Consider the following 19,450-nt stretch of genomic DNA (forward strand, 5'->3'; position numbering starts at 1 on the left):
TGGCTGAGGTTGTCAGCGCTGTCCTACCCGTCTTGTCGAAACTGTCTGATTGTATGCCTTGCGGAAACACGTGATGATGGTGTCCATGCTGCAACAGCCAACCAGTCCGACGGAGTATGCGATGTCCAAGCAAGCCAAGCCCAGCCATTTGAACAAGCCGTTCCTGCTGATCTGCCTGTTTACGTTCTCGACCCTGGCGGCCACCTTGATCAATACGGGCGAGGCGCAGACGGACGATGCGGCGCCGGCGCCCGTGGCGCGCGAAGTGGGCCATGGCGCCTTGCCCGTCTGCGGCAGCGATGCCCTCACGCTGTCGGCACACTGCCAGCCGGAACGCCGGGCTTGACCGCACCCTGCAGCCGCTGCTGCAGCAAGGCCAGCACGGCCGCTTCCTCCGGCGCCAGCGCCTGCAAATCGTCCTGCATCTGCTGCCGCGCCCGCTCGCGCATGCCTTCCAATAAACTGCCATCGAGATACGATTCCAGCACGGCCGGGTGCACATAGCACTTGCGGCAGATCGTCGGCGTGTTGCCCAGCTTCTTGGCCACGGACTCGATCGCCTGCACGATGTTTTTCTTCGCTTGCGCATCGGAATCGACCTGTTCGAACGCCTGCAAGGCCAGCGCGGCCAGCAAGGTGCCGGACCAGGTGCGGAAATCCTTGGCCGTGTAGTCTTCCCCCGTCACTTCGCGCAGGTAATCGTTGACGTCGCCCGAATCGACGCCGTGGCGCGCGCCATCCGCATCGACATATTGAAACAGTTCCTGGCCCGGCAGTTCGCGCATGCGCTGCAGCACCCTGGCCAGGCGCCGGTCGCTCAGGCGGATATCGTGGCGCACGCCGCTCTTGCCCTTGAAGTGGAAAGCGACGGCGCTGCCGTCAACCTGTACGTGACGCGTGCGCAGGGTGGTCAGGCCGAACGATTTGTTCGTGCGCGCGTATTCTTCGTTGCCGATGCGCATCATCGTCAATTCCAGCAGGTGCACGATGGTGGCCAGCACTTTTTCACGGGGCAAGCCGGGCAGCTGCATGCCGCGCGCGACGGCGGCGCGGATGGCGGGCAGGGCGCGGCCAAAGCTGAGCATGCGCTCATATTTCACTTCGTCGCGCACCTGGCGCCAGCGCGCATGGTAGCGGTATTGCTTGCGGCCCCGCGCGTCGCGTCCCGTCGCCTGCAAATGGCCGTTCGCGTGCGGGCAGATCCACACGTCCGTCCAGGCCGGCGGTATGGCCAGCGCCTTGATGCGCGCCAGGGTGGCGGCGTCGCGCAGGACTTGGCCGTCCCCGTCGCGGTAGCGGAACTTGCCGGGCTTGCCCGATCGGGCGATGCCGCTCTGATGGTCGCCCGTGTAGCGCAGGCCGGCGGCGCGGGCCGTGGTGGTGGCGGATATTTCCATGGATATAAGGTACCTTGCACGCCGCGCACCTGCCGCGCCGTTATGCTAAGGTGCGCATTCGTAACGCCGTGCGCGGCAGACAGGAGCAGCAGATGTTTGGCAGAAAAAAGAATCTGGAAGAAGACCACGCCCCCCAGGCCGACAAGCAGTATGAAAAGAAATACACGGATGACAGCTTCTGGGACAAGGTCGTCAAGTTCGCCAAGACGGCGGGACGCGAAGTCATCGAGAAAGCCCTGTGGCTGTACTACGCGGCGCAGCAGCCGAATACGCCGCTGTGGGCCAAGACGGCCATCTATGGCGCGCTCGGCTATTTCATTTCGCCCATCGATGCGATTCCCGACATCACGCCCGTGGTCGGCTATGCGGATGACCTGGCCGTGCTGGCGGCGGCCGTCGCCACGGTCGCCACCTACATCACGGCCGAGGTCAAGGAACGGGCCGCCGAGAAACTGCGCGGCTGGTTCGGCGCCTAGCTTGCTGGCGTGGGCTGACCCGGCTGACCCGGCTGGCCCTTGATGGCATTGCGGTACTTGGCCCTGGCCTCGGCCCGCTTGACCGCCTCATTGGCGATGTTCTGTGCCTTGATGCGGGCTTTTTCACTCTTGCTGCGCTGCTGCGCCACGTCCTTGTTGCCGATGCGGTTCGTCATGCCGGTCTCCTCGTTGAGCGTCAAATCTGACTAGCACAGCATACTTTCTTGCCTGGGCGCCACCGTGCGCCCGCTCACACAAGGCGCATGCCTAGCGCGCTTGCGCGCCGCTGCCGCCATGGGCCAGCAGGCGCAGCACGACTTCTTTCTGGAATGAACGAAACTCCTTGTCGGCGCTGACGTTGGCAAAGGCCAGCACGGCCGTCTTGCTGGCGCGGTCGACGCAGACGACGGATGCGGCGCCCGGGTCGCCGCCGCTGTGCGTGGCCAGCGCCTTGCCGTCGACGTCGCGCAGCAGCCACACGAGGGCCTGGCGCACGGACGAATCGGCAGGCACGACGGGGGCCGCTTGCGGGGCGAAAAATGACTGCAGGGTGGAGTCTTGCAGGTAGCGGTGGCCGTCGACCCGGCCGCCATTGCTGAAGATGGCGAGGAAGCGGGCGAAATCATGCGCCGAGCTGCGCAGCAGGCCGGCCGGCCAGTCCGGATAGCCGACGGACGGCAGCACCTGCAGGCCCGGCTCCTTGTGCGCATATGGCTGGGCGACGACGGCGCGGCGCGGCAGGCCGGCCAGCTTCCAGGCCGTATTGTCCATGCCCAGCGGTTCGAACAGGTGTTCCTGGGTGTAGGCGTCCAGGCCATCGGGGTTCAAGCGGCCCACCAGATAGCCGAGCAGGGCGATGCCGACATTGCTGTAGCGCCATTCCGTGCCGGGCCGGGCCGCAAATGACACGTCCGCGTCGTACCAGGCGCCGCCGCGCGACAGATAGCCCTTGACGAAGTCGCGCAGCGGCAATCGCGGGTCGCCTTGCACGGCAAATGTCGTCGTCTTGTCGTACACGGCGTCGGAAATACCCGAAGTGTGATTGAGCAAATGGCGAAAGGTGATGGGCACGTCGGGAAACTTCGGATGCATGAACGGGAAGTCCAGGTAGGCCGCCACCTTGTCGTCGAGCTGGAAAGCGCCCTGTTCCAGCAGCATCATGACGGCCGTGGCGGTGACGAGCTTGCTGACGGAGGCGACATGGAACACCGTGTCGGCATCGGCCTTCTTGCCGGCCTGGATGTCGGCCCAGCCATAGCCGCGCGCGAAAATCGTTTGCTCGCCGCGCACCACGGCCACGCTCATGCCCGGCGTTTCCGTACGCGCAAGGCCATCGCGCATGAAGCCGTCAAATGTCGTTTCCCACGCCAGCCTGGCCGGATCGGTGGCGCAGCCCGTTTGCAGCAGGGCCATCGAGACGCCCAGTCCCAGCACGCTTCTTCGTTTCATTGATTCTCTCTTTTGCCATTTTTAATTATCTTAACAATATTTCCGCCCGCCATAGGGGCGATTGACAAAACTTTGCTGCTAAGCAATGACAATGGATGATCGCCTGTGCTATTTGCGCCAGTAGCGTTCCAGCAGCGGTTTGACCGTCAGGCCGTGCGCGACGATGGAGAGGATGACGACGACGAGGGTGATGTCGGCCAGTTCGCGCGCCAGCCCGCGCGGCAAGCCATGGGCGATGGCATAGCTGAGGTAGTACAGCGAGCCGATGCCGCGCACGCCGAACCACGCGGCCAGCCCCCGCAGGGGCACGCTGGTGCCGGAAGCCAGCAAGCCGAACATCACGCTGGCCGGACGCGCCACCAGCAGCAGGAACAGCGCCACGCTCCACGCCTGCCAGCTCCAAGCGGCGGCCGTGACGGCGCCGCCCAGCAGCAGCACGAGGGTCAGTTCGGACAGCCGTTCCAGGTGTTCCTTGAAGACGAGCGATTCGCCGCTGACGGTCAGCGGCACGTCGCTGTCGTGCGGCTTGGCGGCGGACACGGCATGGGTGTCGTCGGCCTGCAGCAAGCCTTGCCGGTCTTTCGGCGCGCCGGCCAGCCGCAGTTCCGTCTGGCGCAAGGCCACGCCGGCGAAGAACACGGCCAGAAACCCCCACGCGTGCAGCCACGTGGCCACGCCATACACGAGGGCGATCAAGCCCAGGGCCGCCAGGTCGTCCAGCATCGCGTGTTTCGGTTCCTTCGCGCGCACCTGCCAGCCCAGCCAGGCCAGCAGCGCGCCGCCAGCCACACCGAGGGCGATGGCGCCCGCGCTGGCCCAGACCAGATCGCGCCACAGCCAGGTGGCGCCATGCGGCCCCAGCTCGTGCAGGCCCAGCAAGCCCAGGCCCAGCATGACGAAAGGAAAGCCGCTGCCATCGTTCATGCCCGCCTCGCTGGTCAGGGTGAAGCGCAATTGCTCGCTGTCGCCCGCATGGCGCAGCTGCACGTCGGTGGCCAGCACGGGGTCGGTGGGGGCGAGGATGGCGCCCAGCAGTATGCCCGCGCCCAGGGGCAAACCCAGCACCAGGCACGCAAAGGCCGCCACCAGGGCCACGGAGATGGCCATCGACAGCCACGCCAGGCGCAGCGGCGGCAGCCAGCGGGCCAGGCTGAAGGGCACGGGCATCTTGACGCCGGCGGAAAACAGGGAGATGAGGACGGCGATTTCCGTCAGGGTTTCCAGCAGGGGCGCCTGCTGCACCAGGTCGAACGAAAACAGGCCGAGGAACATGGGGCCCAGCAGCAGGCCCACGCCCAGGTAAGCCATGGCCGAAGTCAAGGGCAGGCGCGCGATGCCGTCGGCGCCCAGGCCGCGCGCCAGCATCAGGCAGCCGATCAGGATGAACCAGGCGGTGGTGTTCATCCGCCTTATTCTAGCGGCGCGCGAGCCAGGGCAGCGCGCCGCAGGGCTTTTTACGCCTTGTTCGCGGCCTTGTACAGCGACACACTGTCGTTCTGCGCCTGCATCGCATGCAGCTCGATCGGGTCGTGCGTGGAGCGCAGGCGGGGCAGACCGTGCGGATAGTGGGCCGTAATAAAGGCCAGCATCTGTTCGCGCACGAGGCAGCGCAGCTCGAAGGCCAGGCCCGAATCTGCCGCGCTGATCAGGAAGCGCACGCGCACGGCCCGCTCGTTCGAATCCGTCGCCTGCACCGTGCAGACGCGGCCATCCCATTGGGGCGCCGCCTCGCAGATGCGCGTCAGTTCCGCGCGCAGGGGCTCGAGCGGAATGCTGAAATCGAGCCACAGGAACACCGTGCCCAGCAGGGTCGAGGAACTGTGGGTCCAGTTTTCGAACGGGTTTTCAATGAACCACTGCAGCGGCACGATCAGGCGGCGCTCGTCCCACACGCGCACGACCACGTACGTGCCCTTGATTTCCTCGACCTTGCCCCATTCGCCATTGACGATCAGCACGTCGTCGATGCGGATCGGTTGGGAGAACGCGATTTGCAGGCCCGCGATGAAATTGCCGAGCACGGGACGGGCGGCGATACCGGCCACGAGACCGGCCACGCCGGCCGAGGCCAGCAGGCTGGCGCCGATCTGCCGCGCGCCGGGCAGGGTCAGCAGCACGAAGGCCAGTCCCAGGACGACGACGATGGCGTGCGCGCTGCGCGTGAGCACGCGGGCCTGGGTGATCAGGCGGCGCGCGCGGAGGTTGTCGGCCACGTCGACGGGATTGATTTCGGAAATCGTGATGGATAAGGCCTGGATGCACTGCATGGCCAGCCAGGTCAGCGCGATGATCAGCGCCACGCTGGCCAGGTGCGACATGGCCAGCAAGCCCGGCGTGTCGTCGGGCGCGCCGGCCAGCACCATGCGCAAGCCGAAGACGACCACGCACAGCTGGCTGGCGCGAAAGGCCACGCGCGTGGCGTTGGTGGTGAACGGGCGGCCATTGGCCAGTCTTTTGAGCAGGCTGATGCCGGCCCGGTGCACGCCGATGGCGACCACGCTGACGAGCAGGGCGGAAACGAGCACGGTCAGCGCCGAGCGCAGCGGGCCTCCCATCAGCGAGTGGAACGTGCTGAGATCCATAGGCGAAAACTCCTTGAGATTGGTGAGATGGATGTCGGAAGCGGGTATTTTACGGGCAGATGACGTAACGGGGGCGTGCGTTGCCGAACGGATAAGACCTGCGTCAAGGTGGATACTCGATGAAATTGCTGCGCTGCGCCATGTCACGTTGACGTTTCAATATGGAAATCAAACGGGCGTCGCCGCAGTGGAAACATAGTCATACTTGCCATGCTTTTTGTTTTTGCAAAGGAAAACGATGATAGTACGATCACTCCGAATGTCCTTGCGCTTCATCCTGCCGCTGGCCCTGGTGCTGGGATTGTTTGCCTATATTGTGGTACCCCTGCTCGACAACATCACCCTGCGCTGGTACGTGCGCGACCTCGACAGCCGGGCTGAATTGCTCGCTGGCACTCTCCGACCCTCGCTGACCGAATATCTGCCCGCCCAGGACGCCACGCGCATCGGCGAACTGTTCCAGGGCGCGACGCGCGACGAACGCCTGATCGCCATCGGCTTTTGCGACAACGCGGGCCATTTGCTGTACCACTCGCTCGAGTACCCGGCCTCGATCGGCTGCTGGAGCACGCCTCCCACGGGCGGCCTGTACAAATCCCTGGCGCAATTGCCGCAAGGGCAAGTCCACATCAGTGAAACGCCCGTGATGCAGGATGCGTCCCAGCTGGGCCGTCTGGTGCTGGTGCAGGACATGAGCTTTGTCGAACGCCGCAATACCGATACCAAGCGCTTCATCTTTGCCTTCCTGGCCGTGCTGGCCGTACTGATTTCCCTGATGACCGTGTTCGTGGCCCACCTGAGCTGGCGCGGCTGGCTGGCGGCCGTCAAGGACATCCTGCGCGGTGAATTGCTGTCGAAGAACAATCCCGCCGTTGCCGCCGCCGCACCGGCCGCCGCGCCCGCGCCGCCGCCGGAAATGCAGCCGCTGATCGGCGACTTGCGCGAATTGCTGCAGGAATACCATCTGGAACGCCAGGGCGATAACGGCTGGTCGGCCGACTGGACGCCGGACAAGCTGCGCGCCCTGCTGGAAGCGGACCTGTCCGGCGACCAGGTGCTCGTGGTGTCGAACCGCGAGCCGTACATCCACACCAAAACGGAGACCGGTGTTGCGGTGCTGCGTCCCGCCAGCGGCCTGGTGACGGCCGTGGAAGCGGTGATGCGGGCGTGCTCCGGCACGTGGATCGCGCATGGGGCCGGTTCCGCCGACCGCGAGACGGTGGATAAATTCGACCACGTGCCCGTGCCGCCGGACAATCCCAGCTATACCTTGCGCCGCGTGTGGCTGACGGAAGAGGAAGAGCAGGGCTATTATTATGGCTTCGCCAATGAAGGCATGTGGCCGCTGTGCCATATCGCCCACGTGCGCCCCGTGTTCCGCTCGTCCGACTGGGAACAGTATGTGAAAGTCAACCGCCGCTTTGCCGATGCCGTGATCGCCGAGGCGAAGACGGACAACCCCGTCGTGCTGGTGCAGGATTACCATTTCGCCTTGCTGCCGCGCATGGTGCGCGAAGCCTTGCCGAAGGCGACGATTATTACTTTCTGGCATATCCCCTGGCCGAATTCCGAATCGTTCGGCATTTGCCCCTGGCGCGAAGAAATCCTCGACGGCTTGCTGGGCAGTACGATCCTCGGCTTCCACACGCCGTTCCACCGCAAGAATTTCCTCGAAACGGTGGATCGCTACCTGGAAACGCGCATCGAACCGGAAGCGTCGACCATTTCCTATGGCGGCGAGATGACGCAGGTCGAGGATTATCCGATTTCCATCGCCTGGCCGGAAGACAAGCCGGACCAGCCCGACGTGGCCACGTGCCGCGCGCAAATCCGCAGCGAGCTGGGCGTGGCGCCCGACCACTTGCTGGGCATCGGCGTGGACCGCCTCGACTACACGAAAGGCATCGTCGAACGCTTCCAGGCCGTCGAGCGCATGCTGGAACAGCAGCCCGGCATGGTCGGCAACTTTACCTTTGTGCAAATCGCCGCCCCCAGCCGCGCCTCGCTCGACGAATACCAGAGTTTCGACGCCAGGGTGCGCAAGATGGTCGAGCGCATCAACCGCCGCTTCGGTGGCGGCAACTACGTGCCCATCCTGCTCAAAGCCGAGCACCATGGCCAGGACGATTTGCAGCGCTATTTCCGCGCCTCCGAAGTGTGCATGGTGACGAGCTTGCATGACGGCATGAACCTGGTGGCCAAGGAATTCATCGCCGCGCGCGACGACGAGCTGGGCGTGCTGGTGCTGAGTCAGTTCACGGGCGCCGCGCGCGAGCTGCACGAAGCGCTGATCATCAATCCGTATCACATCGAGCAGGGCGCCGAGGCCCTGTACCGCGCCCTCGTGATGCCGCCCGTGGAACAGCGCGAGCGCATGAAGAGCATGCGGGCCCGCGTGAAACATTTCAATGTCTACCGCTGGGCCGGGCGCATGCTGCTCGATGCGGCCCGTCTGCGCCAGCGCGACAAGGTCATGACCAAGATCGACGCGCACAGCCGCATCAAGCGGCGCAAGGGGATCTGATGGCGGAGATTCCTGACGATAGCGCAGCCTTGCTGCAACTGCTGAGTACGCCCGGCAACGCCGTCTTCTTCGACTTCGACGGCACCCTCGTCGACCTGGCGCCCACGCCCGACGGCGTGCGCCTGGAAGCGGGCGTGGTCGACGCGCTGATGCTGCTGGCGCGCTGGCATGGCGGCGCATTGGCCCTCGTTTCCGGCCGCCCCGTGGCGCAGATCGACGCCATGTTGGCGCCCCTGATCCTGCCCGTGGCCGGCGTGCATGGCGTGGAGCGGCGCGGCGCCGATGGCACGCGGCATGTGGCGGCCACGCCCGACGTATCGCTCGTGCTGGCCCATGCCCGCGCGCTGGCGGCGAGGTACCCCGGCTTGCTGGTGGAACACAAGCGCGGCGCCGTGGCCCTGCATTACCGTCTCGCGCCGGAACTGGAGCAGCTGTGCCTGCAGGAAATGACGGTGGCCGTGCAAGCGTGCCCCGGTCTTTTGCTGTTGCATGGCAAAATGGTTCTGGAAGCCAAGCCGGCCGCCACGGACAAGGGCGGCGCCATCGCCGCCTTCATGGCCGAGGCGCCGTTCAAGGGACGCCGGCCCGTGTTCGCGGGCGACGATACCACCGACGAGGCAGGCTTTGTCTATGTTCAACAAATTGGGGGGCGGGGCGTGAAAGTGGGCAGCGGCCCCAGCGCCGCCAGCCTGCGCCTGGCCAGCCCGGACGTCTTGCGCACCGTATTGCTGGCCGCGTCCGTATCCCCGTTCAAGGAGTAGCCGATGACGACATCGTATGACACCCCCAGCGGCGCCAACGCGCCCGCCGCCAGTGCGCCACCGGCGCAAGCGTCGCTCAATTGCGGCGTGGTGGGCAATTGCGCCTTCAGCGCCCTGATCGACCAGGCGGGGCAGGTCGTCTGGTCCTGCCTGCCCCGTTTCGATGGCGACCCCGTCTTCAATACCTTGCTGGACGACACGGAAAACGGCAGCGTGTGGGCCATCGACATCGAGAATTTTGCCCGCAGCGAACAGTTCTATGAACCGAACACGGCCGTGCTGCGCACGCGGCTGTACGACAAGGATGGGCGCGGCGTGGAAATCACGGACTTCGCGCCCCGCTTCCTCAGCCGCGACCGCATGTTCCGCCCGCTGATGCTGATCCGCCGCGTGCGTCCGCTCGACCACGCCGTGCGCATCCGCGTGCGCCTGCGCCCCCGCTACGACTGGGGCAAGCTGGCGCCGCAGGTCACGCAGGGCAGCCACCACATCCGCTACGTGGGGCCGGAACAGACCTTGCGCCTGAATACCGATGTTTCGCTCAACTATGTGCTGAGCGAAACGTATTTCGTGCTGGGCGGCACGGCCAACTTCCTGCTGGGTCCCGATGAAACCTTGGCCGGCGGCATCGACGAGACGGCGCGCATCTTCGAAAAGGAAACCATCAACTACTGGCGCACCTACACGCGCCGCCTGGCCGTGCCGCTGGAATGGCAGGACGTGGTCATCCGCGCGGCCATTACATTAAAACTGTCTTTATATGAGGATACGGGCGCCATCATCGCCGCCATGACGACGAGCATCCCGGAAGCGCCCGGCAGCAGCCGCAACTGGGATTACCGCTACTGCTGGCTGCGCGACGCCTTCTTTGTCGTGCGCGCACTCAATAGTTTGTCCGAAGTGGGCACGATGGAAGAATATTTGCGCTGGCTGACGAATATCGTCGCCCGCTCGAAAGGCGGCCACATCCAGCCCCTGTACGGCATCGGCCTGGAAGAGCAGTTGCCCGAATCCATGCTCGAGCACTTGCCCGGCTACCGCGGCAATGGCCCCGTGCGCGTGGGCAACCAGGCGCAGGAACATTTCCAGCACGACGTCTATGGCAACATCGTCCTGGGTGCGGCGCAGGCTTTCCTCGACCATCGATTGTTCCACCGGGGCGGAAAAGCCGAGTTCGCCGCACTGGAAGCCGTGGGCGACCAGGCTTTCAAATTGCACGCGGAACCGGACGCGGGCATGTGGGAGCTGCGCACGCGGGCCAGGGTCCACACCTCGTCCATGCTGATGAGCTGGGCCGCCTGCGACCGCCTGGCCAAGGTCGCCCATACACTGGGCTTGCCGGACCGCGCCGAGCATTGGAACAGCCGCGCCGTGCTGATCCGTGAACGCCTGCTGCGCGAAGCGTGGAGCGAGGAACGCCAGGCCTTCGCGGAAAGCCTGGGCGGGCGCGACCTCGACGCCTCCGTGCTGCTGATGGCGGAAGTCAACTTCATCGACCCCATGGACCCCCGTTTCATCGCCACCGTCGACGCGCTGGAAGCCTCGCTGTGCGACGGCCCCTACATGCGCCGCTACGAAGCGCCCGACGACTTCGGCAAACCGGAAACGGCCTTCAACATCTGCACCTTCTGGCGCATCGACGCCCTGGCCCGCATCGGCAGGAAGGACGAAGCGCGCAAGATCTTCGAAACCATGCTGCTGGCGCGCAACCACCTGGGTTTGCTGTCGGAGGATACGCATCCCGTGACGGGCGAGATGTGGGGCAATTTTCCGCAGACGTATTCGATGGTGGGCCTCATCAACTGCGCCGTGCGCTTGTCGGCGCCTTGGGATAGCGCGGTGTAAGCTCACCCCAAAAGCAAGTTCCGGGGTCGGACCCTCAGGGTCCGACCCCAGTCCTTTCAGGGTTAAGGGTAATCATGCGCCAGCAGGTTCGCGCCGTCCATACAACCGGCACTCCGCCGCCAGCGCCAGCAAATTCGCATCGCGCTCGCGGCTGCTCAGCATCAGCAGGGTGATTTGCTGGTGCGAGCCGTAGCGCGCGTCCAGCGGCAGCAGTTCGATGCGCGAGCTGAAGGCGCGCACGCGGCCCGGCAGCAGACTGTAGCCGATGCCGCCGCTGACCAGGTTGATCAGCGAGAAGATGTCGCCCACGCGCATGGCCGTGTCGGGCACGAATCCCGCCAGGTCGAACGCGTGGTTGAAGCTTTGCGAGGTGACGAAGCCTTCGTTCAGCGTGACGAATTTGTCGTCGCGCAGCAGCTGCAAGTCCACCGAGGCGGCGCCCGCATAGGGCGAGGCTAGCGGCGCGGCCAGGTAGACGTCGTCCTGGAACAGGGGCACGGCCACCAATCCCGGGTGCTGTTCTTCTTCCTGCACGCCGACGATGATGGCGTCCAGCCTGCCGTCGGCCAGGCTTTGCAGCAGTTCGCGGTTCGAGCCCAGGGTCAGGTCGATGTCGAGGCCGGGCCGGCGCAGCTTCAGGGCGATCACCAGTTGCGGGATGCAGTGCAGGGTCAAGGAATACAGCGAGCCGATCTTCAGGCGCACGGGGTTGATGCCCGACATTTCGCGCACCTTGCGCACGCCTTCCTCGCACTCGGCCAGCGCGCGCCGCGCCGATTCGGCAAAGGTGTAGGCCGCATGCAGGGGGATCAGGCTGCGGCCCTCGCGCTTGAACAGGGGGCAGCGCAAGCCGTCTTCCAGCGAGTGCAGGGCGCGGTGCACGCTGACCGTGCTCTGGCCCAGCGCGTCGGCCACCCGCGCCAGATTGTTCAATTCCATAAAGCTGAGAAAAACCTCGAGTTTTTTCAAGGTGATTTCTTCATTGATGGCCATGGTTAGCCTCTTTCAAGGGAGTTCATTAACTTCAGGGTAATGAACATGGTAACAGGTTGATTGTCGCGTCTCCGTTTTGGCTCTATCGTCAGGGTTCGATAGCTCAATTCGGAGGCAAGATGTCAACCGCCACAGCAGCGCCAGCGCAGCGGCAAAAACAATGGGACACGCGGCGCACCGAGAAGCGCCGCCGCCTGGAAGCCGTGCGCCAGTACGCGAGCGGCCCCGTGCTGCAGCAGGGCGACATGGTCGCCGTGCTCGAAGCCCTGCTGGCGCCGGGCGACCGCGTCGTCCTCGAAGGCAATAACCAGAAGCAGGCCGACTTCCTCGCCCGCATGCTGACCCAGGTCAACCCTGACAAGATCCACCGTCTGCACCTGATCATGCCCAGCGTCAGCCTGCCCGAACACCTGGACCTGTTCGAGCGGGGCATCGCCCGCAAGCTCGATTTCTCGTTTGCCGGCACGCAAAGCCTGCGCATCGCCCAGTTCCTGCAGGACGGCTTGCTCGAGGTGGGCGCCATCCACACCTATATCGAACTGTATGCGCGCCTGTTCGTCGACCTCACGCCCAACGTCGTCATGGTGGCCGGCTACATGGCCGACCGCCAGGGCAATCTGTACACGGGCCCCAGCACCGAGGACACGCCCACTTTGGTGGAATCGGCCGCCTTCCGCGACGGCATCGTCATCGCCCAGGTCAACCAGATCGTCGACGACGTCAGCGACCTGCCACGCGTCGACGTGCCCGGCTCGTGGATCGATTTCGTCGTGCAGTCCGACAAACCATTTTTCATCGAACCGCTGTTTACCCGCGACCCGCGCGTGATCAAGCCCGTGCACGTGCTGATGGCCATGATGGCGATCCGCGGCGTGTATGAAAAACACCAGGTGCAGTCGCTCAATCACGGCATCGGTTTCAATACGGCCGCCATCGAGCTGATTCTGCCCACGTATGGTGAGCAATTGGGCTTGAAGGGCAAGATCTGCCGCAACTGGGTGCTCAATCCCCACCCGACCCTGATACCCGCCATCGAGACGGGCTGGGTCGAAAGCGTGCACTGCTTCGGCGCGGAGCTGGGCATGGAAGGTTATGCGGCTGCGCGGCCCGACGTGTTCTTTACGGGCCGCGACGGCTCCATGCGCTCGAACCGCGCCCTGTGCCAGCTGGCCGGCCAGTACGCGGTCGACCTGTTCATCGGCGCCACCTTGCAGATGGATGGCGTAGGTAACTCGTCCACCGTGACGAATGGCCGGCTGGCCGGCTTTGGCGGCGCGCCGAACATGGGGCACGACCCGCATGGCCGGCGCCATCCGACGCCGGCCTGGCTGGACCTGATCGAGACGGACGATCCGCTCGCGCGCGGCAAGAAGCTGGTGGTGCAGATGGTCGAAACGTTCCAGGATGGCGGCCAGCCGACGATCGTCGAATCGCTCGATGCCGTGGCCGTGGGGCAGGCCAGCGGCATGCCGCTGGCGCCCGTGATGATCTATGGCGACGACGTCACCCACGTGCTGACGGAAGAGGGCATCGCCTACCTGTACAAGGCCCGGTCGCTCGACGAGCGCAAGGCCATGCTGGCGGCGGTCGCCGGCGTGACGCCCATCGGCCTGCGCCACGACCCGAAGACGACGGCCAAATTGCGCGCCGACGGCCTGATCGCGCTGCCCGAGGACATCGGCGTGCAGCGCGGCGCGGCGAACCGCTCGCTGCTGGCCGCGAAAAGCATCGCCGACCTGGTCGAATGGTCGGACGGCCTGTATCAACCACCCGCCAAATTCAGGAGCTGGTAATGATTGCAATAAGCACAATGATGACGATGACACCGGTGCGGGAACGCTGCGCCACGTTGGGACGGCAAGTGCTGCAGGCGCTGCTCGATGAAGTGACCTTGACGCCGAAACCGGGCCTGGTCGATTTGCGCAGCCGTGGCGCGCATACGGACTTGAACTGGGCCCTGATGTGCCATTCGGCCTGCGTGCTGGAGCCCGTGTTTGCCGCCATGGCCGACGCCGGCGCGCGCAGTGAAGACGACGACCTGCTGCGCCAGCGCATCGGCGCCATCGGCCGCGACGGCGAGGCGCTGATGCTGGCAGCGACGGGCGGCGTGAACACGCACCGGGGCGCCATCTGGGCGCTGGGCCTCCTGGTGACGGCGGCGGCGCAGCAGGGCGCGCGCGGCGCGTCGCTGGCACCAACAGCCGTGGCGGCGCGGGCCGGCGCGCTGGCCCGTTTGCACGACCGCGGCGCGCCTGGCGCCACCGGCAACAAGGGCGAGCTGGCCTGCCGCCAGTATCAGGTCGACGGCGCGCGGGGCCAGGCCCGCGCCGGCTTTCCCCTGGTGACGGGTGCCGGATTGCCCGCCTTGCACGCCTCGCGGGCACGCGGCGACAACGAAACGACGGCGCGCCTGAACGCCTTGCTGGCGATAGTCAGCCAGCTCGACGACACCTGCGTGCTGTCGCGCGGCGGCGAGCCGGCTTTGCTGGCACTGCAAACGGGTGCGGCGCGGGTGCTGGCGGCCGGCGGCGCGGCCACGGCCGCCGGTACCGAAGCGCTGCTGGCCCTGGAAGCGGTGGCGCTGGCGCGGGGCGTGTCGCCGGGCGGCGCGGCCGATCTGCTGGCGGCCACTCTGTTCCTTGACCGATTGACACAAGGAGAAGCGCATGGAAACGCGTGACTATATATTCCCGGCCGGGCCGTCGGCGTCTAGCCGCGCCCTGGCCGGCGTCGTCGGCTCGGGCGACCTGGAAGTGCTGCTGCAGCCCGGCGACGATGGCGTGACCCGCATCGTCGTCAACACCTCCGTCGATGGCAAGGGCGCCGTGTGGGATGCGCTGTTGCAGCGGTTATTCGGCGGCGAGCCGCTGCCGGCGACGCACATCGTCATCAACGATTGCGGCGCCACGCCGGGCGTGGTGCGCATGCGCATCGAACAAGCGTACGAAGAATTGCAAGCGGGGAGGGCGGCATGAGCACATTGCAGCAATTACTCGAACGCGACAGCTTCATCGAACGGGGTGCGCGCAGCCGGGCCAAGGCCCTGCTGGATGCGGGCAGCATGCGCGAACTGCTCGACCCGTTCTGCGGCATCGTTTCGCCCTGGCTGCCGCAACAAGGCGTAACGGCCCAGGCGGACGATGGCGTGGTGGTGGCCAAGGGCCTGTTCGGCGGCCAGCCGGCCGTGGTGCTGGCCATCGAGGGCGCCTACCAGGGCGGCAGCATGGGGGAAGTGGGCGGTGCGAAAATCGCCGGCGCGCTGGAACTGGCGGCGCGCGACAACCGCGACGGCATACCGATGCGCGCCGTGATCCTGTTCGAAACGGGCGGCGTACGCCTGCAGGAAGCCAACCTGGGCCTCGCTGCCATTGCCGATATCCATGCGGCCATCGTCGACCTGCGCCGCTACCAGCCCGTGATCGGGATTACGGCCGGCACGGTGGGCTGCTACGGGGGCATGTCGATCGCGGCGGGCTTGTGCAGTTACTTGATCGTCACGCGCGAGGCGCGCCTGGGCCTCAACGGCCCGGCCGTCATCGAGCAGGAGGCGGGCGTGGACGAATTCGACTCGCGCAACAAACCGTTCATCTGGAGCCTGACGGGCGGCGAGCAGCGCTTCCACAGCGGCCTGGCCGACGCCTACGTGGAAGACGACACGGCGCAGATGCGCGCCACCGTCGCCGAATTGTTCGCGCGCGGCGTGCCGGAACAGCACCGCAGCAGCCAGGCCGAGGTCTTCCTGGCACGCCTGGCGCAAGTGGACGCCGGCCCGCAAGCCACGCCGCAAGCCGTGCGCGCCATCTACAGCAAAGGAGTTGCAGCATGAACGCCATCACCGATACGAGCCGGGGCGCCGTCTGGCTCGCGGCCCTGACGCAGCATGCCGCGCCGCTGCCTGATTACCCGTCTGCCGTGCGCGTGGTCGACGCGCCGCTGGCGGGAGAAACTGCGCGCTACCTTGCCGTGCTGCCCGACCCGGACAACCGTTTTACGCGAGCACGCACGGGCGAAATCGGCCTGGTCGAGGCATGGCAGCTGGCGCGCGCCGTGCAGCAGGTGGTGCTTGAAGACCACTCGCTGGCCGTGAAACGGCCCATCGTCGCCGTCATCGACGTGGCCAGCCAGGCCTACGGCCGGCGCGAAGAAGCGTACGGCATCCACCAGGCGCTGGCCGGCGCGGCAGGCGCTTACGCCGAGGCGCGCCTGGCCGGCCACCCCGTCATCGGCCTGATCGTCGGCAAGGCCATGTCGGGCGCCTTCCTTGCGCACGGCTACCAGGCCAACCGCCTGATCGCGCTCGACGATCCGCACGTGATGGTGCATGCGATGGGCAAGGCGTCGGCCGCGCGCATCACCCTGCGCACGGTGGAAGCGCTGGAAGCGCTGGCCGCCAGCATCGCGCCGATGGCCTACGACATTGGCAACTACGCCACCCTGGGCCTGCTGTGGCAAACCTTGCAAGTGGCGCAGCCTGACGCGCCATCGGCGCAGGACACGGCCGCCGTCGCGGCCAGCCTGCGGGCGGCCCTGGCCGACATCCGCGCCGATCCGGAGCGCGGCCTGTCCAGCCGCCTGGGCGCGCCGCATCGCCAGGCGTCGGCAAAAGTCAGGGAGGTGCTGGGGCAGCAGTGGTAGGTGAAACGAAAGAGAAGACTTCAAGTCATTCCATTCCTATAACGGAGACAAATCATGATCATTTACGGAACCGCACTGCTGGCCCTGTGCCATTTGCTCGGCATCTTCCTGGGCGACCTGCTCGGGCAGCTGATGGGCGTCAAGACCAACGTGGGCGGCGTGGGCATCGCCATGCTGCTGCTGATTTGCGCCCGGCTCTACATGCAGCGGCGCGCCTGGCTGCCGCCGATGACGGAGCGGGGCGTCGAATACTGGGGCGCCATGTATATTCCCGTAGTGGTGGCGATGGCCGCGCAGCAGGACGTGGTGGCGGCCCTGCGTGGCGGGCCGGTGGCCGTGCTGGCCGCCATCGGTTCCGTGCTTGTCTGCGGCGCCGTGATTTCCGCCATTAATCGCATGGAAAGCCCGGCTGCCGTCGCCGCCGCCGAAGCCGACCCGATGCTGATCAAGGAGCACCGTCATGCTTGAGATATTTGAAAAAGCCGCCATCCACAATGGCCTCGTGACGGCATTCGCCTTTGTCGGCCTGATCATGCTGCTGTCCGTGGCGCTGTCGAAGTATCTGACCCTGGGCCGCGTGCACGGCTCGGCCATCGCCATCGTCATCGGCCTGGGGCTTGCTTACTGGGGCGGCGTGCATAGCGGCGGCCACAAGGGACTGGCCGATCTGTCGCTGTTCGGCGGCATCGGCCTGATGGGCGGCGCCATGCTGCGCGACTTTGCCATCGTCGCCACGGCCTTCGAAGTGCAGGCGACGGAGGCACGCAAGGCTGGCCTGATCGGCGTCGTGGCGCTGATGCTGGGCGTCGTGCTGCCGTTTCTCGTCGGCGCGGGCATCGCGTATGCATTTGGCTATTCGGATGCCGTCAGCATGACCACCATCGGCGCCGGCGCCGTCACCTACATCGTCGGCCCCGTCACGGGCGCGGCCATCGGCGCCAGTTCCGATGTCATGGCCCTGAGCATTGCGGCGGGCCTCATCAAGGCCATCCTGGTGATGGTGGGCACGCCCGCCGCGGCGCGCTTTCTGCGCCTGAAAACGCCGCGCTCGGCGATGGTCTTCGGCGGCCTGGCCGGCACCGTCAGCGGCGTATCGGCCGGCCTTGCCGCCACCGACCGCAAACTGGTGCCGTATGGCGCGCTGGTGGCCACGTTTCACACGGGCCTGGGCTGTTTGCTGGGGCCATCGTTGTTGTTCTTCGCCGTCAAGGCGGTGGTGGCCTGATGGAAGCCTGGCGCGCGCATGATTTGCTGTGGGTGTCCGGCCTGCCGGACGGCGCATCCTTGCCCGCCTGGGCCGACTCTGCGTGGCTGCAGGATGCACCCCTGGTGGTGCGGCGCGCCAGCACCGCGCCCGGGCGCATCCCCGTTGGCCTGCGGGGCATGCTGCGCAGCGAGCGGCATGCGTGCGAAGTGGATGCCGCCGCCGTCGTGCGCCACGTGACGCCGGAAATGCTGGTGCACGCGCCGGGGCCTGGTTTTGCCTGCGCAGCACTGGACGCGCTGCGGCAAGTGGCGCCGCTGCTCGACGCCACGGGCTGGGCCTGGGGGCCGACCGGCGGCGTGGGTTTCGCGCTGGCGAGCGGATTGCCCGTGCTGCGCGCCGACAGCGACCTCGATCTCGTGCTGCGCATCGGCGCGCCGCCGGACGCCGCCCAGGCCGAAGCCCTGCGCGCCATCTCGGCGCCCGTCACGGCGTGCCGGCTGGACCTGCAGATCGACACGGGCCTGGGCGGCTTTGCGTATGCCGAGTGGGCGGCGGGGCGGGGCCGGGTCCTGCTGAAAACGGATCGCGGACCCGTGCTGACGGCCACGCCTTGGGAGCTGGCATGAGCGTGTTATTTACCTTTCCGGGCCAAGGCGCCCAGACGCCGGGCATGCTGCATGCGTTGCCCGATGATGCTGCCGTGGCGGCGGCCCTGGCCGAAGCGGCTGAAGTGCTGGGCCACGATCCCTTGGCGCTGGACACGGCTGACGCGCTGGCCTCGACGCGGGCCGTGCAACTGTGTCTGCTGATCGCGGGCGTGGCCATGGCCCGTTCGCTGGCCGCGCGCGGCGCGCGGCCCGACATGGTGGCCGGTTTTTCCATCGGCGAGTATGCGGCGGCCGTCGTCGCCGGCGCGCTCGATTTTTCCGACGCCGTGCGCCTCGTGGCGCGGCGCGGCCAGTTGATGGAAGAGGCGTATCCGGCCGGCTACGGCATGGCGGCCATCATCGGCCTGGACCTGGCGCAGCTGGAACCCTTGCTGGCCCGGGTGCATGGCGCTGCCACGCCCGTGTATATCGCCAACCTGAACGCGCCGCGCCAGATCGCCATCGCCGGCAGCGAGCCCGCCTTGCACGCCGTGATGGCGCTGGCCCTCGCACATGGCGCCAGCAAGGCCAAGCGCCTGGCCGTCAGCGTGCCGTCGCATTGTCCGTTGATGGAGGCCCCGGCGGACGACATGGCCGCCGCTTTTGCTGGCGTGGCCGTGCGCCGCCCATCGCTCGTCTACCTGAGCAGCAGCGCGGCGCGCGCGCTGTTCGACCCTGCCCGCATCCGCGACAGCCTGGCCGCCAACATGGCGCAGCGCGTGCAGTGGAGCAGTACCGTGCGCCTGGCGTGGGAACGGGGCGCCAGGCTGGCGCTGGAAATGCCACCCGGCAGCGTCCTGACGCGCTTGACGGCGCTAGACTTCACGGACGGCGTGGCCGTCTGTTGCGACGGCAGCCGGGGCGACAGCTTGCTGGCGCTGGTGAGGCGGGAGCGGGACGGGCCGTGATGCAGGGCAATATGGCGCAGCGCTTT

The 19,450-nt window shown here is 66.5% G+C and carries 20 protein-coding genes; 14 read left to right on the forward strand and 6 right to left on the reverse strand.

Translation table 11 applies throughout. The annotated features are described in order from the left end of the window. Positions 1-121: 121 nt before the first annotated feature. The gene (locus CLU90_RS03635) at positions 122-346 is read left to right on the forward strand and encodes a hypothetical protein (RefSeq protein ID WP_139178414.1); all 225 of its coding nucleotides are present in this window, start codon (positions 122-124) and stop codon (positions 344-346) included. Here CLU90_RS03635 and CLU90_RS03640 read toward each other — a convergent pair. Continuing rightward, entirely contained in the window at positions 306-1,397 is a 1,092-nt protein-coding gene (locus CLU90_RS03640; RefSeq protein WP_100427218.1) for a DNA topoisomerase IB, read from the reverse strand. The two genes, CLU90_RS03635 and CLU90_RS03640, sit on opposite strands and share 41 nt — an antisense overlap. Positions 1,398-1,489: 92 nt before the next feature. Here CLU90_RS03640 and CLU90_RS03645 point away from each other — a divergent pair, with 92 nt between their 5' ends. Continuing rightward, entirely contained in the window at positions 1,490-1,873 is a 384-nt protein-coding gene (locus CLU90_RS03645) for a YkvA family protein (RefSeq protein ID WP_046685558.1), read from the forward strand. Here CLU90_RS03645 and CLU90_RS03650 read toward each other — a convergent pair. The 4 genes from CLU90_RS03650 to CLU90_RS03665 all read right to left on the reverse strand — a co-directional run bounded on the left by CLU90_RS03650 (position 1,870) and on the right by CLU90_RS03665 (position 5,904). After that, the gene (locus CLU90_RS03650) at positions 1,870-2,049 is read right to left on the reverse strand and encodes a hypothetical protein (protein ID WP_092716659.1); all 180 of its coding nucleotides are present in this window, start codon (positions 2,047-2,049) and stop codon (positions 1,870-1,872) included. The two genes, CLU90_RS03645 and CLU90_RS03650, sit on opposite strands and share 4 nt — an antisense overlap. A 91-nt stretch (positions 2,050-2,140) precedes the next feature. Then, a complete protein-coding gene (locus tag CLU90_RS03655; RefSeq protein ID WP_092716381.1) occupies positions 2,141-3,322 on the reverse strand; it encodes a serine hydrolase domain-containing protein in 1,182 nt (393 codons plus the stop codon). Between the two features lie 108 nt (positions 3,323-3,430). Continuing rightward, a complete protein-coding gene (locus CLU90_RS03660; RefSeq protein WP_100427219.1) occupies positions 3,431-4,726 on the reverse strand; it encodes a cation:proton antiporter in 1,296 nt (431 codons plus the stop codon). Positions 4,727-4,776: 50 nt separating this feature from the next. Continuing rightward, positions 4,777-5,904, reverse strand: coding sequence for a mechanosensitive ion channel family protein (locus CLU90_RS03665; protein ID WP_092716385.1), 1,128 nt, complete (start codon positions 5,902-5,904; stop codon positions 4,777-4,779). A gap of 238 nt (positions 5,905-6,142) precedes the next feature. On the opposite strand from CLU90_RS03665, the gene CLU90_RS03670 reads away from it, so the two are divergent. Genes CLU90_RS03670 through CLU90_RS03680 form a run of 3 tightly spaced genes read left to right on the forward strand, consistent with a single transcriptional unit; the run spans position 6,143 to position 11,034 of the window. Further along, positions 6,143-8,428: an alpha,alpha-trehalose-phosphate synthase (UDP-forming) gene (locus CLU90_RS03670; protein ID WP_198511138.1), complete on the forward strand. Its 2,286-nt coding sequence runs from the start codon at positions 6,143-6,145 to the stop codon at positions 8,426-8,428. After that, positions 8,428-9,189, forward strand: coding sequence for a trehalose-phosphatase (gene otsB / locus CLU90_RS03675; RefSeq protein WP_100427221.1), 762 nt, complete (start codon positions 8,428-8,430; stop codon positions 9,187-9,189). Before CLU90_RS03670 ends, otsB begins: the two co-directional genes overlap by 1 nt. Positions 9,190-9,192: 3 nt before the next feature. After that, on the forward strand, positions 9,193-11,034 hold the full coding sequence (locus CLU90_RS03680) for a glycoside hydrolase family 15 protein (RefSeq protein ID WP_092716391.1): 1,842 nt from the start codon (positions 9,193-9,195) through the stop codon (positions 11,032-11,034). Between the two features lie 72 nt (positions 11,035-11,106). Here CLU90_RS03680 and CLU90_RS03685 read toward each other — a convergent pair whose 3' ends face one another. Then, on the reverse strand, positions 11,107-12,027 hold the full coding sequence (locus tag CLU90_RS03685) for a LysR family transcriptional regulator (RefSeq protein ID WP_100427222.1): 921 nt from the start codon (positions 12,025-12,027) through the stop codon (positions 11,107-11,109). Between the two features lie 119 nt (positions 12,028-12,146). Here CLU90_RS03685 and mdcA point away from each other — a divergent pair, with 119 nt between their 5' ends. The 9 genes from mdcA to mdcH are packed head-to-tail and all read left to right on the forward strand — an operon-like array spanning position 12,147 to position 19,424. Next, positions 12,147-13,820 (forward strand): malonate decarboxylase subunit alpha, encoded by a 1,674-nt coding sequence (gene mdcA, locus CLU90_RS03690; RefSeq protein WP_100427223.1) that lies wholly within the window; start codon positions 12,147-12,149, stop codon positions 13,818-13,820. Then, entirely contained in the window at positions 13,820-14,707 is an 888-nt protein-coding gene (locus CLU90_RS03695; protein ID WP_442906659.1) for a triphosphoribosyl-dephospho-CoA synthase, read from the forward strand. The genes mdcA and CLU90_RS03695 overlap by 1 nt, the downstream gene beginning before the upstream one ends. After that, positions 14,694-15,002, forward strand: coding sequence for a malonate decarboxylase subunit delta (locus CLU90_RS03700; protein WP_100427225.1), 309 nt, complete (start codon positions 14,694-14,696; stop codon positions 15,000-15,002). Before CLU90_RS03695 ends, CLU90_RS03700 begins: the two co-directional genes overlap by 14 nt. Continuing rightward, positions 14,999-15,853: a biotin-independent malonate decarboxylase subunit beta gene (locus tag CLU90_RS03705; RefSeq protein ID WP_100427226.1), complete on the forward strand. Its 855-nt coding sequence runs from the start codon at positions 14,999-15,001 to the stop codon at positions 15,851-15,853. Before CLU90_RS03700 ends, CLU90_RS03705 begins: the two co-directional genes overlap by 4 nt. Beyond that, positions 15,850-16,662: a biotin-independent malonate decarboxylase subunit gamma gene (gene mdcE, locus CLU90_RS03710; RefSeq protein ID WP_100427227.1), complete on the forward strand. Its 813-nt coding sequence runs from the start codon at positions 15,850-15,852 to the stop codon at positions 16,660-16,662. The genes CLU90_RS03705 and mdcE overlap by 4 nt, the downstream gene beginning before the upstream one ends. Positions 16,663-16,716: 54 nt before the next feature. Then, complete coding sequence (madL, locus tag CLU90_RS03715) at positions 16,717-17,130, forward strand: malonate transporter subunit MadL (RefSeq protein WP_092716405.1); 414 nt, start codon at positions 16,717-16,719, stop codon at positions 17,128-17,130. Beyond that, positions 17,123-17,887 carry a malonate transporter subunit MadM gene (gene madM, locus CLU90_RS03720; RefSeq protein ID WP_034751139.1) on the forward strand — a complete coding sequence of 255 codons (765 nt, stop codon included), beginning with the start codon at positions 17,123-17,125 and terminating at the stop codon, positions 17,885-17,887. Before madL ends, madM begins: the two co-directional genes overlap by 8 nt. Next, positions 17,887-18,495, forward strand: coding sequence for a malonate decarboxylase holo-ACP synthase (locus CLU90_RS03725; protein ID WP_100427228.1), 609 nt, complete (start codon positions 17,887-17,889; stop codon positions 18,493-18,495). The genes madM and CLU90_RS03725 overlap by 1 nt, the downstream gene beginning before the upstream one ends. After that, complete coding sequence (gene mdcH / locus CLU90_RS03730) at positions 18,492-19,424, forward strand: malonate decarboxylase subunit epsilon (protein WP_100427229.1); 933 nt, start codon at positions 18,492-18,494, stop codon at positions 19,422-19,424. Before CLU90_RS03725 ends, mdcH begins: the two co-directional genes overlap by 4 nt. Positions 19,425-19,450: the final 26 nt, after the last annotated feature.

The organism is Janthinobacterium sp. 67, from assembly GCF_002797895.1.
Lineage (GTDB): Bacteria > Pseudomonadota > Gammaproteobacteria > Burkholderiales > Burkholderiaceae_D > Janthinobacterium.

Excerpts from the sequence above, each read along its gene's own strand:
- CLU90_RS03635 (WP_139178414.1), top strand. The coding sequence starts at position 122 with ATGTCCAAGCAAGCCAAGCCCAGCCATTTGAACAAGCCGTTCCTGCTG.
- CLU90_RS03640 (WP_100427218.1), bottom strand. The coding sequence starts at position 1,397 with ATGGAAATATCCGCCACCACCACGGCCCGCGCCGCCGGCCTGCGCTAC.
- CLU90_RS03645 (WP_046685558.1), top strand. The coding sequence starts at position 1,490 with ATGTTTGGCAGAAAAAAGAATCTGGAAGAAGACCACGCCCCCCAGGCC.
- CLU90_RS03650 (WP_092716659.1), bottom strand. The coding sequence starts at position 2,049 with ATGACGAACCGCATCGGCAACAAGGACGTGGCGCAGCAGCGCAGCAAG.
- CLU90_RS03655 (WP_092716381.1), bottom strand. The coding sequence starts at position 3,322 with ATGAAACGAAGAAGCGTGCTGGGACTGGGCGTCTCGATGGCCCTGCTG.
- CLU90_RS03660 (WP_100427219.1), bottom strand. The coding sequence starts at position 4,726 with ATGAACACCACCGCCTGGTTCATCCTGATCGGCTGCCTGATGCTGGCG.
- CLU90_RS03665 (WP_092716385.1), bottom strand. The coding sequence starts at position 5,904 with ATGGATCTCAGCACGTTCCACTCGCTGATGGGAGGCCCGCTGCGCTCG.
- CLU90_RS03670 (WP_198511138.1), top strand. The coding sequence starts at position 6,143 with ATGATAGTACGATCACTCCGAATGTCCTTGCGCTTCATCCTGCCGCTG.
- otsB (WP_100427221.1), top strand. The coding sequence starts at position 8,428 with ATGGCGGAGATTCCTGACGATAGCGCAGCCTTGCTGCAACTGCTGAGT.
- CLU90_RS03680 (WP_092716391.1), top strand. The coding sequence starts at position 9,193 with ATGACGACATCGTATGACACCCCCAGCGGCGCCAACGCGCCCGCCGCC.
- CLU90_RS03685 (WP_100427222.1), bottom strand. The coding sequence starts at position 12,027 with ATGGCCATCAATGAAGAAATCACCTTGAAAAAACTCGAGGTTTTTCTC.
- mdcA (WP_100427223.1), top strand. The coding sequence starts at position 12,147 with ATGTCAACCGCCACAGCAGCGCCAGCGCAGCGGCAAAAACAATGGGAC.
- CLU90_RS03695 (WP_442906659.1), top strand. The coding sequence starts at position 13,820 with ATGATTGCAATAAGCACAATGATGACGATGACACCGGTGCGGGAACGC.
- CLU90_RS03700 (WP_100427225.1), top strand. The coding sequence starts at position 14,694 with ATGGAAACGCGTGACTATATATTCCCGGCCGGGCCGTCGGCGTCTAGC.
- CLU90_RS03705 (WP_100427226.1), top strand. The coding sequence starts at position 14,999 with ATGAGCACATTGCAGCAATTACTCGAACGCGACAGCTTCATCGAACGG.
- mdcE (WP_100427227.1), top strand. The coding sequence starts at position 15,850 with ATGAACGCCATCACCGATACGAGCCGGGGCGCCGTCTGGCTCGCGGCC.
- madL (WP_092716405.1), top strand. The coding sequence starts at position 16,717 with ATGATCATTTACGGAACCGCACTGCTGGCCCTGTGCCATTTGCTCGGC.
- madM (WP_034751139.1), top strand. The coding sequence starts at position 17,123 with ATGCTTGAGATATTTGAAAAAGCCGCCATCCACAATGGCCTCGTGACG.
- CLU90_RS03725 (WP_100427228.1), top strand. The coding sequence starts at position 17,887 with ATGGAAGCCTGGCGCGCGCATGATTTGCTGTGGGTGTCCGGCCTGCCG.
- mdcH (WP_100427229.1), top strand. The coding sequence starts at position 18,492 with ATGAGCGTGTTATTTACCTTTCCGGGCCAAGGCGCCCAGACGCCGGGC.